This is a genomic window from Paenibacillus sp. TAF43_2 (genome assembly GCF_052113545.1).
Classification (GTDB): Bacteria; Bacillota; Bacilli; order Paenibacillales; family Paenibacillaceae; genus Pristimantibacillus.
Genome location: NZ_JBFRDK010000001.1, coordinates 109583 through 132349, shown reverse-complemented (window position 1 = coordinate 132349; position 22767 = coordinate 109583). Strand labels below are relative to the sequence as shown.

At 45.9% G+C, this 22767-nt stretch carries 17 protein-coding genes; 10 read left to right on the top strand and 7 right to left on the bottom strand.

Features of this window, described 5'->3' with window-relative positions; all coding sequences use genetic code 11:
- Nucleotides 1-35: 35 nt before the first annotated feature.
- On the bottom strand, nt 36-1781 hold the full coding sequence (locus AB4Z17_RS00600; RefSeq protein WP_441957469.1) for a methyl-accepting chemotaxis protein: 1746 nt from the start codon (nt 1779-1781) through the stop codon (nt 36-38).
- A 285-nt stretch (nt 1782-2066) separates the two neighbouring features.
- On the opposite strand from AB4Z17_RS00600, the gene AB4Z17_RS00595 reads away from it, so the two are divergent.
- On the top strand, nt 2067-2984 hold the full coding sequence (locus tag AB4Z17_RS00595) for a hypothetical protein (RefSeq protein WP_441957467.1): 918 nt from the start codon (nt 2067-2069) through the stop codon (nt 2982-2984).
- A gap of 108 nt (nt 2985-3092) precedes the next feature.
- On the opposite strand, the gene AB4Z17_RS00590 is transcribed toward AB4Z17_RS00595, so the two are convergent.
- Nucleotides 3093-5729, bottom strand: a complete 2637-nt coding sequence (locus tag AB4Z17_RS00590; protein WP_441957465.1) for an EAL domain-containing protein — start codon at nt 5727-5729, stop codon at nt 3093-3095.
- Nucleotides 5730-5885: 156 nt separating this feature from the next.
- Nucleotides 5886-6449, bottom strand: coding sequence for an FAD-dependent oxidoreductase (locus AB4Z17_RS00585; protein WP_441957463.1), 564 nt, complete (start codon nt 6447-6449; stop codon nt 5886-5888).
- A 229-nt stretch (nt 6450-6678) separates the two neighbouring features.
- On the opposite strand from AB4Z17_RS00585, the gene AB4Z17_RS00580 reads away from it, so the two are divergent.
- Both AB4Z17_RS00580 and AB4Z17_RS00575 read left to right on the top strand, forming a co-directional pair.
- The gene (locus tag AB4Z17_RS00580; RefSeq protein WP_441957461.1) at nt 6679-7119 is read left to right on the top strand and encodes a MarR family winged helix-turn-helix transcriptional regulator; all 441 of its coding nucleotides are present in this window, start codon (nt 6679-6681) and stop codon (nt 7117-7119) included.
- Between the two features lie 27 nt (nt 7120-7146).
- Nucleotides 7147-10362 (top strand): MMPL family transporter, encoded by a 3216-nt coding sequence (locus tag AB4Z17_RS00575; RefSeq protein WP_441957459.1) that lies wholly within the window; start codon nt 7147-7149, stop codon nt 10360-10362.
- A 71-nt stretch (nt 10363-10433) separates the two neighbouring features.
- Here AB4Z17_RS00575 and AB4Z17_RS00570 read toward each other — a convergent pair whose 3' ends face one another.
- Nucleotides 10434-11045, bottom strand: a complete 612-nt coding sequence (locus AB4Z17_RS00570; RefSeq protein ID WP_441957457.1) for a PadR family transcriptional regulator — start codon at nt 11043-11045, stop codon at nt 10434-10436.
- A gap of 196 nt (nt 11046-11241) precedes the next feature.
- Here AB4Z17_RS00570 and AB4Z17_RS00565 point away from each other — a divergent pair, with 196 nt between their 5' ends.
- From AB4Z17_RS00565 to bcp, 5 genes are all read left to right on the top strand, one after another.
- Nucleotides 11242-12792, top strand: coding sequence for a helix-turn-helix domain-containing protein (locus tag AB4Z17_RS00565; RefSeq protein ID WP_441910113.1), 1551 nt, complete (start codon nt 11242-11244; stop codon nt 12790-12792).
- Nucleotides 12793-12926: 134 nt separating this feature from the next.
- Nucleotides 12927-14258 (top strand): ABC transporter substrate-binding protein, encoded by a 1332-nt coding sequence (locus tag AB4Z17_RS00560; protein ID WP_441957455.1) that lies wholly within the window; start codon nt 12927-12929, stop codon nt 14256-14258.
- A 222-nt stretch (nt 14259-14480) separates the two neighbouring features.
- Nucleotides 14481-15539 carry an asparaginase gene (locus tag AB4Z17_RS00555; protein WP_441957453.1) on the top strand — a complete coding sequence of 353 codons (1059 nt, stop codon included), beginning with the start codon at nt 14481-14483 and terminating at the stop codon, nt 15537-15539.
- 1 nt (nt 15540) lies between these two features.
- On the top strand, nt 15541-16221 hold the full coding sequence (locus tag AB4Z17_RS00550; protein ID WP_441910116.1) for a VOC family protein: 681 nt from the start codon (nt 15541-15543) through the stop codon (nt 16219-16221).
- 14 nt (nt 16222-16235) lie between these two features.
- Nucleotides 16236-16706: a thioredoxin-dependent thiol peroxidase gene (bcp, locus tag AB4Z17_RS00545; RefSeq protein WP_339205449.1), complete on the top strand. Its 471-nt coding sequence runs from the start codon at nt 16236-16238 to the stop codon at nt 16704-16706.
- Nucleotides 16707-16779: 73 nt separating this feature from the next.
- Here the strand turns inward: bcp and AB4Z17_RS00540 are convergent, their stop codons facing one another.
- The gene (locus tag AB4Z17_RS00540) at nt 16780-18642 is read right to left on the bottom strand and encodes an LTA synthase family protein (protein ID WP_339205448.1); all 1863 of its coding nucleotides are present in this window, start codon (nt 18640-18642) and stop codon (nt 16780-16782) included.
- 340 nt (nt 18643-18982) lie between these two features.
- Between AB4Z17_RS00540 and AB4Z17_RS00535 the strand changes: the two genes are divergently transcribed.
- Complete coding sequence (locus tag AB4Z17_RS00535) at nt 18983-19879, top strand: M15 family metallopeptidase (protein ID WP_441910119.1); 897 nt, start codon at nt 18983-18985, stop codon at nt 19877-19879.
- 93 nt (nt 19880-19972) lie between these two features.
- On the opposite strand, the gene AB4Z17_RS00530 is transcribed toward AB4Z17_RS00535, so the two are convergent.
- Nucleotides 19973-20128 (bottom strand): DUF1540 domain-containing protein, encoded by a 156-nt coding sequence (locus AB4Z17_RS00530; RefSeq protein ID WP_076266302.1) that lies wholly within the window; start codon nt 20126-20128, stop codon nt 19973-19975.
- A 73-nt stretch (nt 20129-20201) separates the two neighbouring features.
- Between AB4Z17_RS00530 and AB4Z17_RS00525 the strand changes: the two genes are divergently transcribed.
- Entirely contained in the window at nt 20202-21173 is a 972-nt protein-coding gene (locus AB4Z17_RS00525; RefSeq protein WP_441910120.1) for a nucleoside hydrolase, read from the top strand.
- A 155-nt stretch (nt 21174-21328) separates the two neighbouring features.
- Here AB4Z17_RS00525 and AB4Z17_RS00520 read toward each other — a convergent pair whose 3' ends face one another.
- Nucleotides 21329-22645, bottom strand: a complete 1317-nt coding sequence (locus tag AB4Z17_RS00520) for a deoxyguanosinetriphosphate triphosphohydrolase family protein (RefSeq protein WP_076266300.1) — start codon at nt 22643-22645, stop codon at nt 21329-21331.
- Nucleotides 22646-22767 lie beyond the last annotated feature (122 nt).

Here is a 22767-nt window from a genome sequence, read left to right as displayed (position 1 = left end):
CCGCTTAGCCTTTTTTACTTGGACATGTTAGTGCATCAAGTCTTGAAGCGGCTGATCGCCTCATTCAAAGTAGAAGCTAAATTACGCAGCTGCTCGGAGGAGCTTGCAACCTCCTGCATGGAAGCAAGCTGTTCTTCTGACGCCGCAGCGACACGCTGCGAGTTTCCAGCGGAATTAGCCGTTATGCCCTCAAGCGCATCTAGCGAAGCTGCAATTTGCTCGCTGCCAGCTGACATTTGCTCCGACGCTGCGGATACTTCCTGTACTTGACTGGAAACATCACGAATGGAAGTAACGATAGAGCGGAAGGACTCGCCGGCTTGTGCCGAGATGCTTGAGCCGAAGCGCGCGGCTTCCACAGACTGCTCCATTGATGAAACGGCTGTTGCAGCATAACTTCCGATGCTATGCAGTATAGTTCCAATCTGCTCGGAGGATTCCTTGGAGCGTTCAGCCAGCTTTCGGATTTCATGGGCAACGACAGCAAAACCTTTGCCATGCTCGCCGGCACGCGCCGCTTCAATAGACGCATTAAGTGCAAGCAGATTAGTCTGATTGGCTACATCGCCGATCAAGGCGAGGATGCCGCCTATTTTGTCACTCTGCTCCTTCAACTCATGCAAGGTCGTAACCGTTTCGACTACATTGGACTCGATCGTATTCATTTGATGCAATGTTTGATCAATAACGGTCTCGCCTTCTGTAGCCATTGCCGTAGTGTCCGCTGCCAGCTCAGATACAGATGAGGTCGACTCTGCAATTCTTTGAATGCCGATCGTCATTTCTGTCATCGCGCGCTGGCACTCTTGCAAGCTTTGCAGCTGTGTTTCAGAGCCGGAAGCAACTTCTTGAATAGCTTCGGTTACTTCTTCTGTCGCACTGGAGGTCTGCTCTGCACTCTGCTGCATGTTGAAAGCCGAGCCAGCCACCTCATCGGATGTTATTCGAATGCTGCCTGTGAGCTGACGAAGGCTTGCGATCATTTCATTAAAGGCGATAGAAACTTGAGCTATTTCATTGCCTCCTTTGACCGCAACGGCAAGCGTCAAGTCGCCATTCGCTGCTAATGAAGATACTTCCGCGAGTCGTTTGAGCGGCTTCAACGTCATTCTTACCAGTGCAACAATAATAAGTATGGCAATAAAGGCTAGCAGCGAGGCGATCCCTATGCTTTTCCAAAATATAAGATTTAAGGCATCATCGATTTGTTTGAAATCAACGTCCATGCCAAATATCCCGATTAGTTTGCCGCTAGGGTCTTTTATACGGGCTAAATAAGAAATCCACTGACCATATTCATCTGTAACGGCATCGGTCAAAGCTGATCCCTTATTCAGCGCATCATCAATTTTGCCAGCGAATGCTTCACTCATTTCATACTCATCTCCAGGTCCAAGGCCTGCGGCGGAGAGAGCCTCATTGCTCTGCATCATCTTTATAAATTTCTTTCCGTCGCGTTCGATTACCTCAGGCATATACACATATGCATTTGCGACGATATCGTTCTTAATCATGACGTCAAGCTGCAGCTTAAGCATCTTGAACGTAGCATTATTGGTATCACGCCCTGCGGATACTTCGTTGTATCCAAAAGTAACCAGATCATGACCAGCCTCGATTTGATAACCAAGCGTTTGTCCAATCCGTTCAATTTCATCTAAATAGGATTTTTTCTGCGTGCTGTAGGATAAATACTCGGTGACGCTAATGACAATTACGAGAAGAAGGGCTAATACGATGGAGCTGGTAACGACTAAACTTCTGTCCTTAATTCGGAACATGCAATCACACCCCATAATGAAAAGTTAAGATAAGATAAGTTATCGTCGAATTATGTCGAAAAATGAATAGCAACGAAACAGTCCATTTTTTTACAATTCAAAGAATGACATCTGTTATTACATTAACAAACTTTTATTAGAGAAATATGGGGCTTTATGTTAGAAAAGTGTTCAATTGCAGCATGTCTTCAGCCAACATTCAGCGGGAATTAAAGGGGGCTTAAGTTTTATTGTCTATGCTAGGTCTTGTAACAACAAATTTGGAAGTGAAAGGTGGAATATTCAATGAAGAGAGCAAAAGCTATAACAGCAGGTGCTATTGCGCTAACGCTTGCCTTAGGGGGCGGAGGCCTATGGGCTAGCCAATATGTAAATGCGGCAGCAGCAAGCAGCGACGCGCAGCAAGAGCAAGGTGCACAAGCAGATAGCAGCGCAGCGAAGAAGGATCATGAAGGCAGACATGGCGGTTTCGGACGCTGCTTTCAACAAATACAGGAACAGTTGCTAACGTACTTAGGGCTCGATGAAGCGGCGCTTCAGACTAAGCTGCAAACGTCAACGCTGGCAGAGGTTGCAGTCGCGAGCGGAAAAACGCGAGCTGATCTTAAGGCTAAGCTTGTTGAATGGCTGGAGGCAGCTGAGGCAGCTAATCCGAAACCTGACGCAAAAGTAGAAGCAGACAAGCTTGCAGAAACTGGACAACAGCAAGCAAAGCCGGATGCTGCTGCACAGGCGGAGAAGCTGCTTGATTCCAAAGGATTAGGTTTTGGAAAGCATGGCGGCGGTGGTGAAAGAAGAGGCGGCTTTGAGAAAAACGTAGATGGCATAGCTGCAGCGCTAGGCATAACGGCAGATGTATTAAAGACGGAGCTTGAATCAGGCAAGACCTTGGCAGCAATCGCTGGGGAGAAGGGTGTTGCGATCCAAGTGATCATTGACGTGCAGGTAAAGGATCAAAAGGCGAAGCTAGCGGAGGAGCTGGCAGCGGGAACGATTACGCAGGAGCAATATGATACGAAGCTAGCTGAGGCTGTCGATCATGCAACAAAACATGTAAATGGAGAAATCCCGGCTCGCGAAGGCCATGGCAAGGGTGGACATGGCGGAAAAGGACCGCGTGGCGAACGCCCGAGTGACGATGCAGCGAAGAGTGAATCCACGACGGATACATCCGCAGCAGCAACTCCAGCTCCAACTGCATAACAGTTTTGTAGGCGAAATATTTAATAAGTCAGTGTAGACTTTAAAAAGATGAAGGAGCTGCTCCGGGTCTATGACCTTGAGGCAGCTCCTTCATGTCTGTTGTATAGCTTATTCATTCTTACCGAGAAGAAGCGCCAGCTCCTGTGGCGGCAGCGGTTTACTGAATAAATAACCTTGCAGCTCATCGCACTGCAGCTCCGTACAGAAATTCGATTCGGCAATCGTCTCTACGCCTTCTGCAACAACCTTCATATTCATGCTATGTACAAGCTCAATAATTGCTTTGACGATCGATGATTTTTTCTCGTCATTCGTAATGCCTTGAATAAAGGAACGATCCAGCTTTACGTCTGATATAGGCAGGCGCTGCAGCTGATTCAAGGATGAATAGCCCGTGCCAAAGTCATCGATTGATATTTGAATGCCAAGCCCCCGAAGGAAAAGAATAGTCTCGATCACTTGATCCATATTCCGCATAAATACACCTTCAGTAATTTCAAGGCTTACATATTGCGGATCAAGGCCGGTGTCCTTTAACGCTTTGACGATCATTTCAGATAAGTTCCCTTGGTAGAAATGTCTTGCTGAAATGTTTACTGATACGCATATATGCTGTAGTCCCTCATCCTGCCAAGCTTTATTTTGCCGACAGGCCTCATGGAAGACCCAGCTGTCAATATCTAATATAAAACCGGATTGCTCGGCAAGTGGAATAAACTTATCGGGCGGAATCATGCCAAGCTCGGGATGACGCCAGCGAATGAGCGCTTCAATGCCGCATAGCTCGCCGGTTGCAGCATTTATTTTTGGCTGATAATGAAGCGAGAACTGTTTGTTTTGCAGCGCATTATAAAGCCCGTTCTCGATCTGCATCTTCTCTGTCATCGCGGACACCAGCGTTGGCTTGAAAAACCGGTAGCAGCCGTCGCCTTGCTCTTTGGCGCTATACATAGCAATATCAGCGTTTCGGATAATGGTATCCATATCGCCGCCATCCTGCGGGTACACGCTAACGCCGACGCTAACGGTCAAATAAAGCAGCGTTTCGTCGATCATAAAAGGCTCATTGAAAGAATCTACGACGGCTTGGGCATTTGCAGCAAGTTCATCTTCATTCTCATACTGTCCGACAAATACAAACTCGTCCCCACCCAATCGGAAGACGTTGCATTCATCAAACACCGCTGCTCCGAAGCGTTCTGCTGCCTTGCCAAGCAAAATATCTCCTACAGCATGTCCAAGCGTATCATTAATTTGCTTAAAGCGATTGATGTCAGCGAACATGATGGCTATCGGTTTTTTCATAGCAGCGTTCATAGTGATCATGTCTTGAAAATGGAGTGTGAATTGCAGCCTATTCGGCAGACCAGTCAGCATGTCGTAATAGGCAAGCTGATGCAGTCTTTCCTCCGATTGCTGCAATAAATAAGTTTGAGCCTCCAGCCTCTCGTTGCTTCGCTGCGATTCTTGAAACATGTGAATGAGATTGGTTGACATATGCTTGAAATTAGCAATCAACGAATGAATTTCTACAATACTGCTTCGTGGCCATTCCAATGTGTTCATCTCCTGAAGCTTCAGCGGAAGGTTCGTTGTTGCTCTCGCTAACCGAGTTAAACTGCGAGAGAGCCACCAATTAATGAGATACGCTAGAATGACGGCAAAGAAGGCAAGCCCGATCATATAAACAAAATGAATAAAATATTTGGAAAACAAATATTTTTGATGGTTTTTAATGGGGAAGTCAACGTAAACAAGCCAATCCGTTGCCTGAAGCTTATCTTTATATATCAAATTTCCATCATGCCAGGTCTGGAAATGCCAAGAGTATTTTTTTAAGTCAGGCATGACTAAATACGATTTTTTGTTGATGGGAGTAATGCTGCTTTCTTTGGAGAAATCAAGCATTTCACCTACAGTCTCAGGCGCGCTGGATGCAATAACTTTCTGGTCAATATTTGTCACAGAAATGATAGAATTCCCGGAATGTTTGCCAAGGGCCAGTTGAAGGAAAGCAATCTGATCCTGCTTCTCTACATCCGTGCTAACCGCCTGCCATTTATCCAATGATTCTGAAATGCGATTGACTTCGATCGAGGAGATTCGCTCGGCATATAGACTTACTTCTTTAATGGAGCTCAAGCTGTTAATGAAAATGTTGAGTATAAACGAAATGAATACGATACCGATGGAGAAATGAAACAGTACCTTGCTGAAGGAATTTGGCCCTTGCTGCGAGCGGGCAAACCCACTCCATTTGCGCAGTGGCATGTACTGGTAGATAATCTCGGCGAACAGTGCGTTAAATAGGCCATTCATGGCAACAATTCCTGCGATAAGAAGCAAATCCTGCGTTATGAGCGTTGAATGAAAGGAGTAGAACCAATAGATAGCGGGCATTCCGACTAGAACCCAGAAAACGGCGTCAATCCCAAACAGTTGATTCTTGTATTTGCGAAGAAGCAAGCCCGTAAAGGCAGCTTCAATAAGGATGATGTAATGAAAGAGGGGCTGCTTTAATAAAAAAGTGCCTAGGAATAGGACAACTGCGCTCATTAAGAGTCCTGGCCAGTAACCGAATAATCGCAAGCCAAGAAGTGTAAATAGACTCGTTAATGAAAAGGTAATACCATACAAAAATTGAAAATGGTTCGACTCGGCGATTAGCGCAAGAAGCGCACATAAGGCAAATGCGAAAGCAATCGTCAATTGTTTGTTGTGCTGCTGAAACAATGGGTTGCTCACCGTCGGCCTCCTGGAAGTGTGACAAAACCTTTTACGTTCAAATAAAAGGGTGCCGAAGCACCCTGACAAGGATAGGAACATAAAAAGAGTTTGATTATTTTCCCTGTTATTCGACAATTTTTTCTAATATCCTGCTTTTGTTTCAGGAAGATACTGTTAAACCTTTAAAATATCGTGATCCACATAACGTTCGCCGTTTAATTCGCTAATGATGTTAATGGCAGCTTTTGCCCCATCCCCTGCAGTAACGACTGCATGCACGCTTACCCCAGCAACCGTTCCTGCCGCCCAAATGTGATCAATATTCGTTTTACCAGCCGCGTCTACCGCAATAACGGTTTTGATACGAGGCTCAGTACCCGGTTTTGTAGAGATCCCGATATGTTCAGCCAGCTCTGTCGAAACGCCTGTTGCAATAAGTACATGCCTTCCTTCATAGCTTCCGCCGTCTGTTTCCACCCGCAGGCCGTCAGTGATGGCAACGATATTTTGTACGGTTTCCTCCTTGAACTCTGCTCCGAATTTCTCAGCCTGTCGTTTGCCTGTATCCACAAGGTCAGGTCCGCCAATTTCTGAAATTCCGTAGTAGTTCTCGAACCAAGCGCGTTTTGTCATTCCTTTGTTGTTCTCAAACACGAGCGTCTTTTTGCCTGCTTTTGCAGTAAAAATGGCTGCACTTGCTCCAGCGGGACCAGCACCAATAATAACGATATCGTACATACGACATACCTCCAATAATGGTTGGTTTGATTACTTCACTAGTATATAAACGGCAGCTTGAAAAAAGCAAATGGCTTGTCCTTCTCTTGTTCACATCTGTTCACAATATATTCTAGATTAAGGCGTTGTTTTAAATAAAATCGTTTGATATAGTTCTATTATCGAACAGTTTCATAATAGAATTAATTTCGTGGATATTTAGAAACTACATATAAAGGGGGACACCAGTGTGGATCGAGCATCATTGAAACAACTCATCGATCGCTACGAAGCGGCTAATTTTCTTGTAAACCGTCGATTAAATGCGATGATCCGCGAGTTAATGCCAGATGATCTGACGGTAGACCAGTTTGCGACACTACGTTATTTGCATTCGAAGGAAATGAGCACATCATCCGAATTAGCGGACATTTTTTGCGTGGGCAAAAGCTCAATAACCGCGATCATTACGCGATTATTTGATAAAAATTTGATTCAAAGATTTCCAGATGAGAAGGATCGCAGGGTCATCTATTTAGCGCTAACCGAGGAAGGCAAGCAGGTTTGCGATCTCATGGAGGATAAGATACAAGTGCTGCTGGCCAAAYACATTAATCGTTTTGAAGAGCAGGAAGCGAACTGTTTTATCGAAACCTTCGAGAAGCTTGCTAAAGAAATGATGAATCCATAGTTTTATTATATTTGAGGGGGAACAAAGATGAGAACCGTTTTGAAATTTAGATGGTTTGTTCTTATATTGTGGCTTGCTGCTGCCGTAGGCTTGATGCTCAGCGCGCCGAATATGGAAGAGCTTGTTCGTACGAAAGGGCAAATCAACGTGCCTGATGGATATTCTTCGTCGGTCGCCAGGGACTTTGAGAAATCGATTGGCGGAGGCGATAATGCAAGCGCCAGCAGCGGAATGCCTACCGTGCTTGTATTCCATAAGGATGGCGGTCTGAAGGACGCCGATTTAGCGGAAGTGAAGAGAGGAATCGATGAGCTGAAGAGCAAAGGCGAGGCTATCGGAGTTCTCTCCGTGACGACTCATTTTGATACCAAAGAGCTTGAGGAGCAAATGGTATCGAAGGATGGAAGCACCATCCTTGCGCTCGTTAATGTCGAGGCTGGCGACCGTGAGCTTGCTGAGCTGAGAGACGGTCTCTATGAGACGATTTCAGATGTGAAGGTAGAGCATTATTATACAGGAAACTGGCTTATTTCTGAGGATGTTGTACAAAGCTCGCAGGAAGGGCTTAAGAAAACCGAGTTTATTACGCTTGGATTTATTTTAATTATTTTGTTTGTAGTATTCCGTTCTGCGATTGCGCCGCTCGTACCGCTAGTGGCCGTTGGATTTACTTATTTAATATCACAATCCGTTATTGCGTTTTTAGTTAAATATTTTGATTTTCCGCTTTCCAACTTCACGCAAATTTTCCTAGTTGCCGTATTATTTGGGATCGGCACAGACTATTGCATCCTGCTCATTAGCCGCTTCAAGGAAGAATTGACGCATAGCGGCGGCGACAAGACAGAAGCAATTGTTCAAACTTACCGCACTGCGGGAAGAACCGTATTATTTTCTGGCTTAGCTGTGTTGGTGGGATTCTCAGCAATCGGATTCTCAACGTTTATGCTTTACCGCTCTGCCGTAGCCGTTGCAGTTGGAGTTGCGGTACTGCTTATCGCATTGTTTACGATCGTGCCGTTTTTTATGGCAGTGCTGGGTACAAAATTGTTTTGGCCGGCGAAAGGCTCGCTTGAGCATAAGCCGAGCAAGCTTTGGGGTACGGTGGGTAAGTTTTCACTAAAACGCCCTTTGTGGGCGCTCGTTATTTTGGCAGTAATTATCGTACCTTTCCTTACAGCGTATAAAGGTACAATTTCTTTCAACTCGCTGGATGAGATTGGCGATAAGTATGACTCCGTTAAAGCGTTCAACATTATTGCGGATAGCTTTGGACCTGGTGATTCACTGCCTACTACCGTTGTGGTCAAAGCTGATAAACCGATGGACACACCTGAGGGGCTTGCTGTACTAGAGCAAATCAGCCGCGAGCTTGCGAATTCTGGAGGCATCAAGGCCGTTCGCAGTGCAACTCGTCCTACAGGTGATGTAATGGAGCAATTTCTCGTGGCAGATCAAGTTACCACACTTGAGAGCGGGCTTGGTCAAAGCGGCGAAGGCTTGGGCAAAATCGGTGATGGTCTCTCCGAGGCAAGCAGCGCGTTAAGCGAGAATAAGCCAAAATTAAATGAAGCTGTTGACGGCGCTGGTAAGCTCGTTAATGGTACGAATGAGCTGAAGGCTGGCATTGTACAGCTTGGCGCAGGTTTGAAGAAGATTCAGCAAGGGTTGCAGGATGGATCTGCAGGTGCGGGAGAGCTTAGCGAGGGCTTGAAGCAGGCGCAGGCGAGTGCGGAGCAGCTGGCAGGCGCGAGCCGTAAATTGCTTAGCAGCTACGAGCAGCTAGGCGGCGGTCTTGGTCAGCTTACAGGTGCATATAGCGCGATTGCATCCGAACAGGAGAAGCTGGCGAGCGGGTTATCCGGCGTACAGCAAAGTCTGACTGCACTTCAGGAAAGTCACCCAGAGCTGCAAACCGATGAGACTTTTAAACAAACGATGCTTGCTCTTGGAAATCTCCAGCAAGGAGCAGCAGGAATCAGCGGGCAGTTGTCTCAGCTTAATGAGCAGCTGACAGGCATTTCAGCGGGAATGACCCAAGCAAATGCCGGTTTCTTGCAAGCAAGTGAAGGGCAAACGGCGCTAGCTTCGGGTCTTGGCAAGCTTGCTGCAGGACTTGGAGAACTGCAAAAAGGAATTGAGCAGGCAGCCGCAGGCCAAGGTCAAATTGTATCGAAGCTGCCTGGTGTCACACAGGGCTTTAATGAACTATCGGATGGTCAGAAGGAACTGCAGGCTGGGTTTGCATCGCTAAACGATCAGCTGGGCGAATTGACCRGCGGTTTGGATCAAAGCGTTGACGGCTTAACGAAGGTAACCGATGGACTCACATCCGCTGGCGGATATTTGAATAGTCTAGCGGAATCGCCGAATAAGCAAATGACGGGCTTTTATATTCCCGAGGAAGCCATTGCAAACAAGGAATTTCAGGCTGCCCTTAATGTGTATATGTCGGAGGATCGCCAAACAGCGAAGTTCGATGTCATATTTAAAGGCAATCCGTATGCCCAGGAAACGATGGCGCAAATCGATGGACTGGAAGCAGCTGTTCACCGCGCGATTCAAAACACCGATTATAACGGATCACAGGTGGCTGTCGGCGGTGTAACGAGTATGAATAACGATTTGAGCAATATTTCAGCGTCGGATTATTCGCGTACAGTTATTCTCATGCTCATCGGCATTTCAATTATCCTTATCCTTTTGTTCCGCTCGATCGTCATGCCGCTTTATATGATCGCATCGCTTCTCGTTACGTTCTATTCCTCGATGGCGATTGCAGAGGTCATATTCGTAAGGCTGCTTGGGCAGTCGGGAATTAGCTGGGCGGTTCCATTTTTCGGATTCGTCATGCTCGTCGCACTAGGAATTGATTATAGTATTTTCTTGATGGATCGCTTTAAAGAATACCGCCATCTGTCGCCTCAGGAAGCCATTTTGGAAGCGATGAAAAACATGGGTACGGTTATTATGTCTGCAGCCGTTATTCTAGGCGGAACATTCGCAGCGATGCTTCCTTCAGGAGTTATGTCACTCCTGCAAATTGCGACTATTGTGCTTTGTGGACTGTTCATCTATGCATTGTTGATGCTTCCATTATTCATTCCAGTTATGGTACGCACTTTCGGTCCTGCTAACTGGTGGCCGTTTATGGGACGCAAACAGGATGCTGAGCAAACGAATCGTTTGCATAGCGGTCAAACGCTTAAGGGTCATCATGTTTCGCATGATTCAACTCACTAGTTAATAAAGCAGGGTTATCCAGGGTCTTTGGTGCATGACAAAGACCTATGCGATAACCCTTTTCTTGTTACTTAACGTCCGGCCATTTCGTATGGAACCATAGCTGCATTCGCATCTTGCACGGACCCATCGAGAAAGGCGCTGATTTGCTGCTGCTGCTCAGTTAACAGACGCTGCAGCTCTTCTGCTTGCTCTTTGCTCGCGGATGCTTCTTGTTCGGCGCGTGTTACCAGCTTAAGCAGATTAAAGGATTCAATCGATAATCCAAGCTTAATCCGAATTTTCTCATTCCGGAATGATTCGGCTTTTGGTGATGCGCTGCCGCCCCCGGCGTTATTATGTCTCGTTTTTTCAGGAAGCAGCTGCAACTCTGCACGACCTTGCTCGGTAATTTTATAGACTTTTTTGGCGCTATCCTCTAACTGAACGGAGACGAAGCCGGATCCCACAAGCATCTGAAGCGTGGGATAAATGGAGCCGGCACTTGGTACATAAAGTCCGCCAGACTGCTCCTCTAAAGCCTTCATCATCTGGTAGCCGTGCATTGGCTGGTCGATGAGCAGCTTCATAAGCGCAATCTTCACGCCGCCGCGGCCAAAATAACGCTTGCTGCTGCGCGGATTGACTTTAGGCTCTTCCTTGCTATGTTGATGATGCTCATTGGAAACATCGTTAGTAGACATCTTCAAGTTAAGTCACCTCGATTTTTATGATAAGGAAAGCTTCTGTTTTTCAATGCTTGAGGGTGAAGTGAAACATAAGGGATCGCTCATCAGCTGTCATTTGGAATAAGCTTACTCTACTTACAGCATTGACAATGATAATTATTATTATTTACAATTTATAAAATAAAATTGTTTATTAAGGATGTGAGCGCGCATGTCGCAGCAACCGAATCAAACAAAGTACGGTGAAATGCTCTATATTGGCACGGAGGAAGTAAAGCTCCCGTCGCTGCACCATATGCAGTTGAACAATCGTGAGGAGCAATGCTTTGCGTTTGTGCTTCAACATAAAATAAAGGTTTCCATTGTGAAGAAGGGGCAGCACACGACTAAAAAAGCCGTTGGCGGTGAGTTGTTTCTCATTCCGTCCCATTGTGAATGTACGCTGCTTAATGAGGGCAACCATCTAGCTGAAATCGTACTTATCCGCTTCCGAAGCGGTTCGACAGCAGCAGGCGCAGAGATGCTCCCTTACCGAGACAGTATGGGATTAAAACTGCTGAGGCTGCCGCAGGCGAGAAGCTGGCTTCAGGACTTTCAAAGCGACTGCAGTACTGATGATGTGGTTTTATACTATCAGCTGCAATCACAGCTTTATGCAATGGTCGCTGCGCTCATTCAGTCCGTCCAGCAGCCGAGAGAGACCGAAGCTGATTTAATTGGCTACGTCGAGCAAGCCAAGCAGTTTATGATTGAGCAGTTAAGCACACCGATGGATATGGAGGAGCTTGCAAGATCCTCAGGGGTGAGTACGAGCCGTTTTTATCAAGCCTTTCGCAGTTATACAGGACTTACACCGCTTAAATATATGACCAAGCTGAGGCTCGATGCTTCTATGCGCATGCTCTCAGGTACGTCTTCTTCCATCGTCGACGTGGCCCATTCCGTCGGCTATCCTGACGAGTACTATTTTAGCCGTCTGTTTAAGAAACATATGGGACTGGCTCCTACGGAATATGCTCAGCTTGCGAAGAAACGAGTAGCCACGCTTGTATCTGTGTTCGCGGGCGACCTATCAGCTATCGGCATGCCTACTTGCTTGTCCTTTATTCGGTTGAGCACTCACCAGCATGAACGGGCTCTTCAGCAGCTGCGTGAAGCAGAGCCGGATCTCATATTGGCAGGTATGCTGGATGAGGAAATGTACGCGGCATGTTCGGCTATCGCTCCGGTTCTGATGCTCGATTGGAAGGCTTATTCCTGGAAGGAGCGGCTGCTTGAGATAAGCAATGCATTAGGCTTGTCCACCGTAGCAGAGCGCTGGTTATCTTATTATGAGATGAAGGTGCAAAACGCTCGTGAGCAGCTCAAAAACAGTCTAGGTAATGAGCCTATCTTAATTGTTCATGCCGGAAAAACGGGCTTTCGTATATTTGGCCCGCGCCGCCGCAAGATGAAGGATCTTTTTTATGATGATTTGCAAATGACCTATCCGAAGTCGGCACACGAGATCGGATTTCTTGATACGAGCTCGCTAAGGGAGATCGCTGAGCTAGGCTGCAGCAGCGTTCTCTTCCTCGTACCAGCGGAGGCTTCCCGTGATTATTGCAATCAGCTGGAGGAGGGCTGGCGCCGCTTGAGGGAAAAGGATGCGCGTAGAAGATGTATCTTTATCGGCTATCACGACCGGCTGAACTATAATCCGACCGTCCACGATGGGCTCATCGATGAGACAGTGAGGCATTTGATGAGTTACGCGCAATAAATAAGAGCGCTCGTTCAATTTTATCTGTGGTAGTCTGCAAAAAAAGAAGAGGTCAGCTGTATTGATTGAAGCGCGTGCAGCCGATAAATAAAGTAATGGTTATGCATCATTACTTTTTGATCGGGAGGGAATTTATGAAGCTCACTCAAATGGGCAAAGCACTATACCCGCTCTCGTTAATTATCATGATATCTTTCATAAGCGGTTGTACGCTTAATCCAAATAGTCCGGAACCCCTTGAACAGACACCAGCTCCGAATAAGGTGACTTTAAAAATTATTGAGAGCCTAATGACGCCGCTGCGGACAGTGGAATTAGACAAATTAATTGCACAATTTGAACTCGACAATCCAACCATTGAGATTGTGAGAGTGACATCAGAATACGAGACCGCTGATCAGACGATCTTGACGATGCTGGAGCAGAACCAAGCGATTGATATTGTTGAGGTGCGTGACGTTACGGTACATCAGCTTGCGGAAAGTGGTCTGATAACCAGCTTGGAGAGTTATATTTCATCATGGAGCAACTATATGCTGCTTAACAATAATGCAAAGCTGATGTCTAGAGATGCAGGCGATGTTGCTTATTATATTCCGAGCAGTCTTTATCAAGTGCAGCTTTATTATCGCAAGGATTGGTTCGATGCCAAGGCGCTGCAAGTGCCAGAAACATGGGAGCAGCTCTTCTTTGTCGGCAAGCAATTGACGAAGCCGATGGAGAGGATATATGGCTTTTCCTTTCGCGGAGGCAGTGGTGCCGTTAATACGTTGTCTTCAATCGTTCAGGACTATAACGGAGAGAAAGTCGATATAAGCGATTCCATGTTTAATACGGACGGCTCGACGATATTCTCAGGCAAGCGGGCAGCAGAGGCTGTTGAGCTTTACAAGAAGATTTATACAGAGATTTCAGACCCTGCGTCCATAGATTGGGGCTTTAATGAACAGGTTCAAGCATTTGTGAACGGCAATGCGGCTTTGCTTATCCAAGACTCAGACGTGATAGAGATGATCAAGGAAAAGCTTGAGAGCAGCCAGTGGGCAACAGCCCCTTTGCCTACAGGGCCTGATGGGATCTCCCATTACAACGTTGGTGCAGCCGGCTGGGGGATTGCTTCCCAGTCTAAGCATAAGGATGAGGCTTGGAAATTCATTTCCTATTTGTCATCGATTGAGAACAATCGCGCCTTTGCTGATGCCTCAGGCGTTATATCCATCTATAACAATACGATTGAAGAGGAGAAGTATTCAACTGGGCCGTATGCTCCTTATATGCTGATGGCAAATGACCCCGATCGATTTCAGGGCGTAAGAAAACCGAGCTATTATAAAAATTATAGTCAATTTTTTCAAATGGGAACGGATTTGGGTCGACAACATTTGATGAATGTCATTTCTACGGAGGAATTGCTTAAGCAGTTCGATGTTTTTTGGCGGAAGCAAGGAAAACAGGAGCGAGATTAAATGAATGGAGGATGCTGTAGGCATGTGAGTTGCAAATGCCCAGCACCTCTTTTTTTAATTGGATGAATAGGCGATGTGATCTCGTATGAAGCGAGTTGCACAGGGCAACATGTAAGGATAGAGCTTGTGCCTTGACCAGAGTGTAGAGCCGCATATACGATAGTAGAAGTTATCTTTTTTTATCGCTGGCTAGCGATTGCAGGACAATAAGGAGGAACATTTGTGAAGCAGTTATTGGTTGTTTTTACAGGCGGGACCATTGGAAGCAAAAAGCAGGGAAACGGCATCGATGTTAATGACGCGGGATCTTATTCGCTTATAGATGATTATATCAACAGTGCTGAGCAGCGCGATGATGTTAGACTTGATGCGATACAGCCGCTTAACTTGTTAAGTGAAAATATGACGACCGAGGATTGGATCGCGCTTGCAGAGGCTGTCCATGGAATAGATACAGACTCGTATGCTGGGATAGTCATCACCCATGGTTCGGATACGCTGGCTTATAGCGCAGCGATGATCGGTTATTTGTTCGCAGATACAAAAATTCCAATTGTGCTGACCGCCAGCAATTATCCGGTTGCCGATGAAAGAAGCAATGGGCGCCGTAATTTTGCAAACGCAATCGATTTTGTAGTGGATGCACAGCTGCCGGGCGTATTTGTCGTTTACGAGGATGACAAAGGGGATGCACTTGTTTACTTAGCAACTAGAGTTACGCAAGCGATGTCCTTTACGGATCAATTCGGCAGCCCCTACGGCGTGCCGTACGGAAAGATGGCAGACCGAATGTTCAACTGGCTGGAGCATGATAGAAATCCAAGACCGGAAGCGCTGAGTACCAAGCCTAAAGCGTCGTTTGCATGGGAGCCGGATACTCTTAAGCTCGATTCCAGCATCGTCTATATTCGGCCATATCCGGGCTTGAACTATTCGCTGTATGATTTTACAACGATTCGGCCGAAGGCGATCCTCCATGATTTGCATCATTCGGGTAYAGCAAGCGCAATAGAAGCAGGGCCGTACTCTCTTCCTGCGTTTATTGCAAACTGTAAAAAGCTTGGCATCGATGTATACATATGTCCGATCCGAGATCGTTCGGCAGCCCTATATTCGTCGTCGCTGCGCCTTATTGAAGCGGGTGCCATTGTCATTGAGAAGCTGTCGGTTGAGGCTGCAATAACTAAGCTCATGCTCGCATATGGTCTATATGATGATAAAGCACAGGCAAAAGCTTTCGTAACGGAAAGTGTTTTGTATCACGAACATAACGAGGTGTAAAATGATTATAGAAAAGCTGGTGCTTTTGACTGAAAAAGCAGCAAGCATTTTGCCTTTTTATAGGGATGTGCTGGCATTGCCGGTTATTCGCTCCGAGAAGGACAGCTTTACCGTTAAGGCAGGCTGGAGCGAGCTGACCTTCCAAGAGACTGGTGATCAAGCTGCTGAAGCGTATTGTTATCACTTTGCCTTTACGATTCCTGAGAATAAGCTCGAGGAAGCAAAAAAGTGGATCGAAGCGCTTGTTCCGATTGGTACGGAGGCAGGTCAGGATGTGTCGTATAGTGAATCATGGAACTCGCATTCTGTTTATTTTGAAGACCCGTCGGGTAATATTTTAGAGTTGATTGCTCGCCATACGATGGATAACGGTGTTGAGCGTCCCTTTGACCCGCAGCAAGACATTCTTTGTATCAGTGAAATTGGCATAACGACCAGCGACGTTCCTACAGCAGTCGATCAATTTGCAGAGCTTGGCATCATGACCTATAGGACGCGCAATGATAATTTCAATCCAATCGGCGATGATAATGGTATATTTATAGTGGTTGGAAAAGGAAGACGCTGGCATTTTACGAACAAAACCGCAGAGAGCTTCCCAGTTCATGTGACCGTGCGCGGGCTGGGTGAGTTGTACTTGGCGGAAGGCGAGCAAGGATTGTTGATTGAAAATAAAAAGTAGAGGAGCATTCAACGATGGGAGAACATTTAAAAGTAGGGGACCAGGTCCCGAATTTTAAGCTGCAAGCATCCAATGGCAAAGAAGTTGAGCTGGCAGATTACTCAGGCAAGAAGCTCGTTATTTATTTTTATCCGCGCGACATGACGCCCGGCTGTACGACTGAATCATGCGATTTCCGTGACTTTAACGGCGAATTCGGCACGAATAACACGGAGGTAATCGGAATCAGCCCAGATGATCTTGCATCTCATGAGCAATTCGTAGACAAGCATGAGCTGCCATTCCTATTGCTGTCTGACACCGAGCATACGGTTTCGGAGCTGTTCGGCGTATGGAAGCTGCGGAGCTGGAACGGTGAGGAATTTATGGGTATCGAGCGCTCGACTTTCCTGCTTGATGAGCAGGGCAAGCTTGTTAAGGAATGGCGCAGCGTAAGCGTGGATGGACATGTGAAGGAAGTACTTGAAGCGGTAAAAAGCAGCTAGCTTTGTCATTTGCGTAAAAAAAGGCTCCTCTCGAAGCGTGATATTCGCTTCAAGGGGAGCCTTTAGTTTTTTATTATTTGGTTTTCCAAGAAGGCAATTGGCTAACATAGCTGTCAGATAAGTTGAGGAGCTCTAATGCACGCTGATACTCATCTTCTGTCGCAGCCTGCTCCGTAATGCCGTCTCCGGCTAAGGAATAGTGCTTGCCGTCCTCATATCCGCTGCCTGACATGAATAGCTCTTTGCTGCTTAAGAATGAGCCAGTCGGGAGATAATAACGTTGTGGCAATACGTTATACGACTGATTAAACAAGTCTTGGCCGAAATGGATATGATCATCAAGTGAAATGCCAAGCATGTTCGCGATCGTAGGCAATACGTCAACTTGACCGCCTAGCTGATCAAATACTTTGCCTTCTGTTACGCCTGTAGATGCAACAACGAGCGGAATGTTGATCATATCGGTGTAGCTGTATTCATGACCATAAATTTCAGCCATAAGCGCTTTGTCATCACGATCCAGCGAGTATACTGGAAGGCCGAGATGGTCGCCGTATAACAAGATTAAGCTGTTGTCCCAAATGCCGCGTTCCTTCAAATCTGCAATGAATTCGCCAAGTGCGAAGTCAGCGTAGTTTTGTGCACGGATATAATCACCAACAAAAGTTTTCTCATAACGCTCAGGGAGCGTCATTTTGTATTTGTCAGCAGGAATGGTGAATGGGTGATGCGATGTCATCGAAATAACATGGGAATAAAATGGTTTGCCATTCTCGCTCATGCGTGACATTTCAGCAGCTGTTTTCTTGTAAAGCTGCTCATCGGAAGCACCAAAAAATACGGTATCTTCATCTCCAAAAAACTTCTGATCGTAGTAACGGTCGAAACCAAGCGCTTTGTAAAGCTCGCCGCGATTCCAGAATTCAACAACATTCGTATGGAACGTAGTTGTGTCATAGCCGTTTGCTTTCAACAGTTTCGGCAAGCTCGGAAGCTCTTTGTCGGCATAAATCATCGTTGCCGCGCCGCGTGGCGGAATATAGAAAGACGTGTTTACGACGAATTCCGCATCGGATGTATTGCCTTGGCCGACTTGCTGATAGAAATGCTTGAAGTAATAGTTTTCGTTGACCAGTTTATTAATGTTAGGCGTAATCTCTTTTCCGTCAATCTTCAAATTGACGAGGAAGTTTTGAAATGACTCCATTTGAATAATGATGACGTTTTTGCCTGCTGCTGTTTTCCACAGCTGCGGAGCGGCAGGTGTTTCGATCTTTTTGACGGAATCGATTTTTTCTTGCGTGATATGGTTTGGATCAACAAAGTCAATCGTTTTGTTCTTGAAAATCATATAAGCCTCGTAATTGAGTATGCCCATTTGCTCCGCTTTGACGATCTCATTCATGCTGGCGCGGTTAGGCAAAATGTTGAACAAGCAAAGCGCAATYGAAATGCTGAACAGGGCAAGGACAAGTCGTTTGCTTTCCTTGACGGAGCTTTGTTTCTTCCAATTCACGGCTTTCTTAGGTCTAAACAACAGCACAGCCATAATGATAATGTCGATAAAGATGAGCAAGTAGTAAGGGTCCATCAGTGAAAATACGCTATTTTTTACCGCGGTGACTTGGTTTACCTGCTCTAGAGCGAGATAGGTTACAATAACACCGTAATACTTGTAATACATAATGACGGCAAATAATATGAGTGTCATTACTAGATTTGCTATTAAATAGTAAATAAGTTTACGTTTCGAAGCGAACCACTCTATGAGACAATAAACAATGAGGACAAACGGAATTTCTTTTAAAATAGTAGTCCACGAAAAACCATCCTCGAAAATGACCATCCAAGCCAGATAGCTTTTGAGAAGCATGATAAATGAAAAGAAAAGGATGGGACGAGTGCTTAATAATCGTTTTGGAGTTAAAAATGTCATATAACCGCCTACCTTTCACAGCAAAAACTGGCCATCTCACAGAGGCAGCCAGGCCGCTAATCATAATATACGTTCGTTCTGTAAATTCTTATCCATTATGCTCCTAATTATAGTCGAATGTCAAAAGGCAAAAGGCTCCTCCATGTCCAATCATAATTTATTGTAAATAACAAATTTATAAGGATTTTTGATTATTCCTATTCATTACAACATTTCCAAGCTATTAGATTGAAACATTATTGCTGATTTAGTAGTCTATTAATTAGATGCTATTAGACAAACCATGAATACAAGTATAATTACATGAAATATATGTAAAAAATTATGTTGGAGGCTTATCATGAAAAAAAGAAGAAGAAGGCTGCTGCTGTTTATTATTGTATGCGCAGGAATGGTGTTTGGTTACTCTTTATTTAATAAGGATGAGACAACCACGATTCCGCCAAAGCAAGCTTCCGCTGATGGTTCCACTAACGGCGGGGAAGTGTCGGGCAGCATAGGTTCTGAGCCTACGGATAAGCCGAGCGGCGGAACTCCAACAGATGGACAGCCAACAGCTACGGATAAGCCCGGTTCAAGCAATAATGGTAATGGCGGCAAGGGCTCTGGCACAGGAAAAGCAGAGCAGACTGAGGATGGTATGGTCGTTATTGCCAAACCAGAGGATATCGCGGTGCTTGTGAATAAGCAGCACAAGCTTCCGGAGGAATACAATCCCACGGATTTAGTTTATCCAGACGTTCGGTTTATATTTGCTGAGAAAATTGAAAAACGCATGATGAGACAGGAAGCAGCTACAGCGCTTGAGAAGCTGTTTGCAGCCGCTGAGGATGACAACATCCAATTGGCTGGTGTATCGGCTTATCGCTCGCATAAGACGCAAACAACGCTCTTTGATCGCTATGTGAAGAGGGATGGACTCGAAAAGGCAAGAACCTATAGCGCTTTTCCGGGAACAAGCGAGCATGAAACGGGACTGGCGATCGATGTGTCGGGTAGTGACGGCAAGTGTGCGGCTGCCGATTGTTTTGCAGATACAAAGGAAGCGCAGTGGCTTGAGAAGTATGCGCATGAGTACGGATTTATTATTCGTTACTTGGAAGGCAAAGAAAAGATTACAGGCTATCAATATGAGCCTTGGCATTTGCGGTATGTAGGTGTGGACGTGGCTACTGAGATGGCGAAGAGCGGAGAAGTGCTGGAAGAGTATTTTGACGCGGTTCCTGTCACAAAATAAGAAGCAATAGCGCAGCGCAAGCTGTATTCGGACAAGCCTTATTGTTCATGAAGGATAGTCGCTTGCGCTGCTTACTATTGGTAATGCCCTTCGTTAGATCTTTGCTTCAAACGTTTTGCAATCTGTTTCTTCGGAGTTGCTGGCTTGCTTGCCGCGATTGCTGACCACATAAATAGAAGAGGCGCCGCAGTGATTACCTGCTGCCCAGAACTTGCATGAATTCACTTCGCACAGTACATCCTTAGCCATTGACAATTCACCTCCTCTCTATATAGGATGGACAAACGATATATCGTTTTATACTCAGGAAGGATGGATAGATATGGGAGTTAAGCTTTATTTTAATCATGACGCCGGTGTAGACGACCTGGTATCGCTTTTTCTTCTTTTGCAAATGAAAGATGTTGAACTGCTTGGGGTTTCCGTTATTCCAGCCGACGGCTATTTGGAGCCTGGCATCAAAGCCAGCAGCAAAATCATTGACCGCTTTGGCGACCCTGTCAAAAATAAATCACTTGAAGTGGCTAGATCAAATTCACGCGGTGTAAACCCATTCCCTGCTGAATGGCGTATGCATACGTTTTTTGTGGACGCGCTGCCTATTTTGAATGAATCAGGAACGATTAACACGAAAGTATCTGCGCTGCCAGCGCATCAACATATGATTGAACAGCTTCGCAAATCGGATGAGAAGGTGACATTGCTGTTTACAGGTCCGCTTACGGACCTAGCAAGAGCGCTGGATGAAGCTCCGGATGTGGAAGCGAAGATTGAGAAGCTTGTATGGATGGGCGGCACGTTTAATGAGAAGGGCAATGTTCAAGAGCCTGAGCATGACGGAACCGCAGAATGGAATGCTTTCTGGGACCCTGAATCTATGCACCGCGTATGGGCAAGCAGCATTCCGATTTTGCTTGTTGCGCTTGAGAGCACGAACAAAGTACCTCTTACGATGGATGTACGCAACCGCTGGGCATCGCTTCGCAAGCATGAAGGACTAGATTTTGTCGGTCAATGTTATGCTGCATGTCCTCCACTTGTTTATATGGAGACGAACTCGACATATTATTTGTGGGATGTGCTTACGACAGCTGTTGTCGGCAATCCGGATCTTGTGGAAATTAAGACGGTACACAGCGGCGTGATTAAGGATGGACCTAGCCAAGGCCGTACGGTGGAAGTGGAAGGCGGTCGCCCGGTCAGCCTTGTCTATGATGTTGATCCTGTTCGATTCTTCGATTATATTACTGACCTTTCTGCAAGTGCGGTTAGCTACAATGTTAAGCATGACTAAACCATAACAAAAAGCGCAGCTTCGAATGAGTTACACTCATCCAAAGCTGCGCTTTTTTTAAAATATAAGAAAGTATATTATTTTCTCATACTTATTATATTTCACCGTCTAAGCTGCTTCAGCGCCAGAAGGACGCCGAAGGCGTTTTAGCTTGTTTAATCCATTTCATAAATCGAACCTGATTTGCTGGCATAAAGCTCGGCGTACACCTTCTCGGCGTAAGCATCGGTCATACCCGAAATATAATCCGCAACAAATCGCGGCCAGCTCCATTTGTTCTTATGGATCTCGTAATTTTCTATCCAGTCTGGCGGAATGATAAGGCGACCAGATTCTTGAACCTTGAAGCTGTCCCATAACCGTCTTATCATAATTTCACTGCGCATTTGCAAGCGCTGAACACGGAAATCCTTAATGAGTGTTACCCATGCAAGCTTCTTCAAAATCTCCATCGTGCGGAGCAACTCGATATCCTGTTGTCCATTGTTGACGAACGTGACCTTTTTCCAGCTGCGCGATGTATCGTCTATAATGCCGACTTTGCCTGCAAACAAGCTGACCCAGCGCGCTTTCATCTCCCGCCTTGTGCGCGAGGCTTCGCGATCACAGCTTGCATACAGCTCCTGCCACTGCTCGAAATAGGAGACGAGTACACGCTTCACCATCGCAGGGATATCGACCTCTCCCCAGCCGATTCCGGTATTGCCTTTATCCTCGACAATTTCCTGAACAACATGGTCGATAAGTCTGCTGTCTTCAAAGAAAGTGCGGTTCATTTGAATTTTACCTGCACGTATGCCGTCTTCGATGTCATGTGTGGAATAAGCGATATCATCACATAAATCCATGAGCTGTGCTTCCAATGTTGAGCAGCCTTCTGGGATTTTCCATAAATGGCGAAGCTGTTCAATCTCTCCCCACTCTGTGCTGTAAAGCCCTTTTAGACGGCCAGGCTCACTGAGACTAAAAGGGTATTTATTAATAGCAAGCAAGACAGCTGCAGTTAAATCAAGGCCGCTCCCGCTTCCTGCCCTTTTCTCTAAAAACATCAATATTCGAAAATTTTGCGCATTGCCCTCGTATGGTATGCCATACTCCTCCATGAGCAAATGGTTGAGCACTTCTTCACCTTTATGTCCAAAAGGGGGATGACCCAAATCATGCGCGATCGCGGCAATCTCGACGACGGCGGGATCTAATATGAGCCCCGGATGCTCCTTGCGCGCAAGGAAATCATATTGTTTGCCTAACTTGCGAGCAACCTCGCGTGCAATCTGCGACACTTCGAGAGAGTGGGTTAGCCTTGTTCTATAGTAATCGCCCGTACCTGCGCCAAATACTTGTGATTTACCTTGCAGGCGGCGAAAGGCGGGAGATTGAATGAGTCTCGCATAATCTCGTTCATACTCATCTCGCTCCTCGCTTAAAGTACCGAGCGCTTTCTCGTCCAATCTAAGCTTGCGTATGTCCATCGTAAGTCCTCCAGTGCCGTTTATGCGGGTATTATTGAAATATATTAGCTCATCTAGTACATGTTGTAGATAGGTTTTTTTACGTCTTAAATTAGGAAAAATGCTTTGTTGCTTGAATTGTA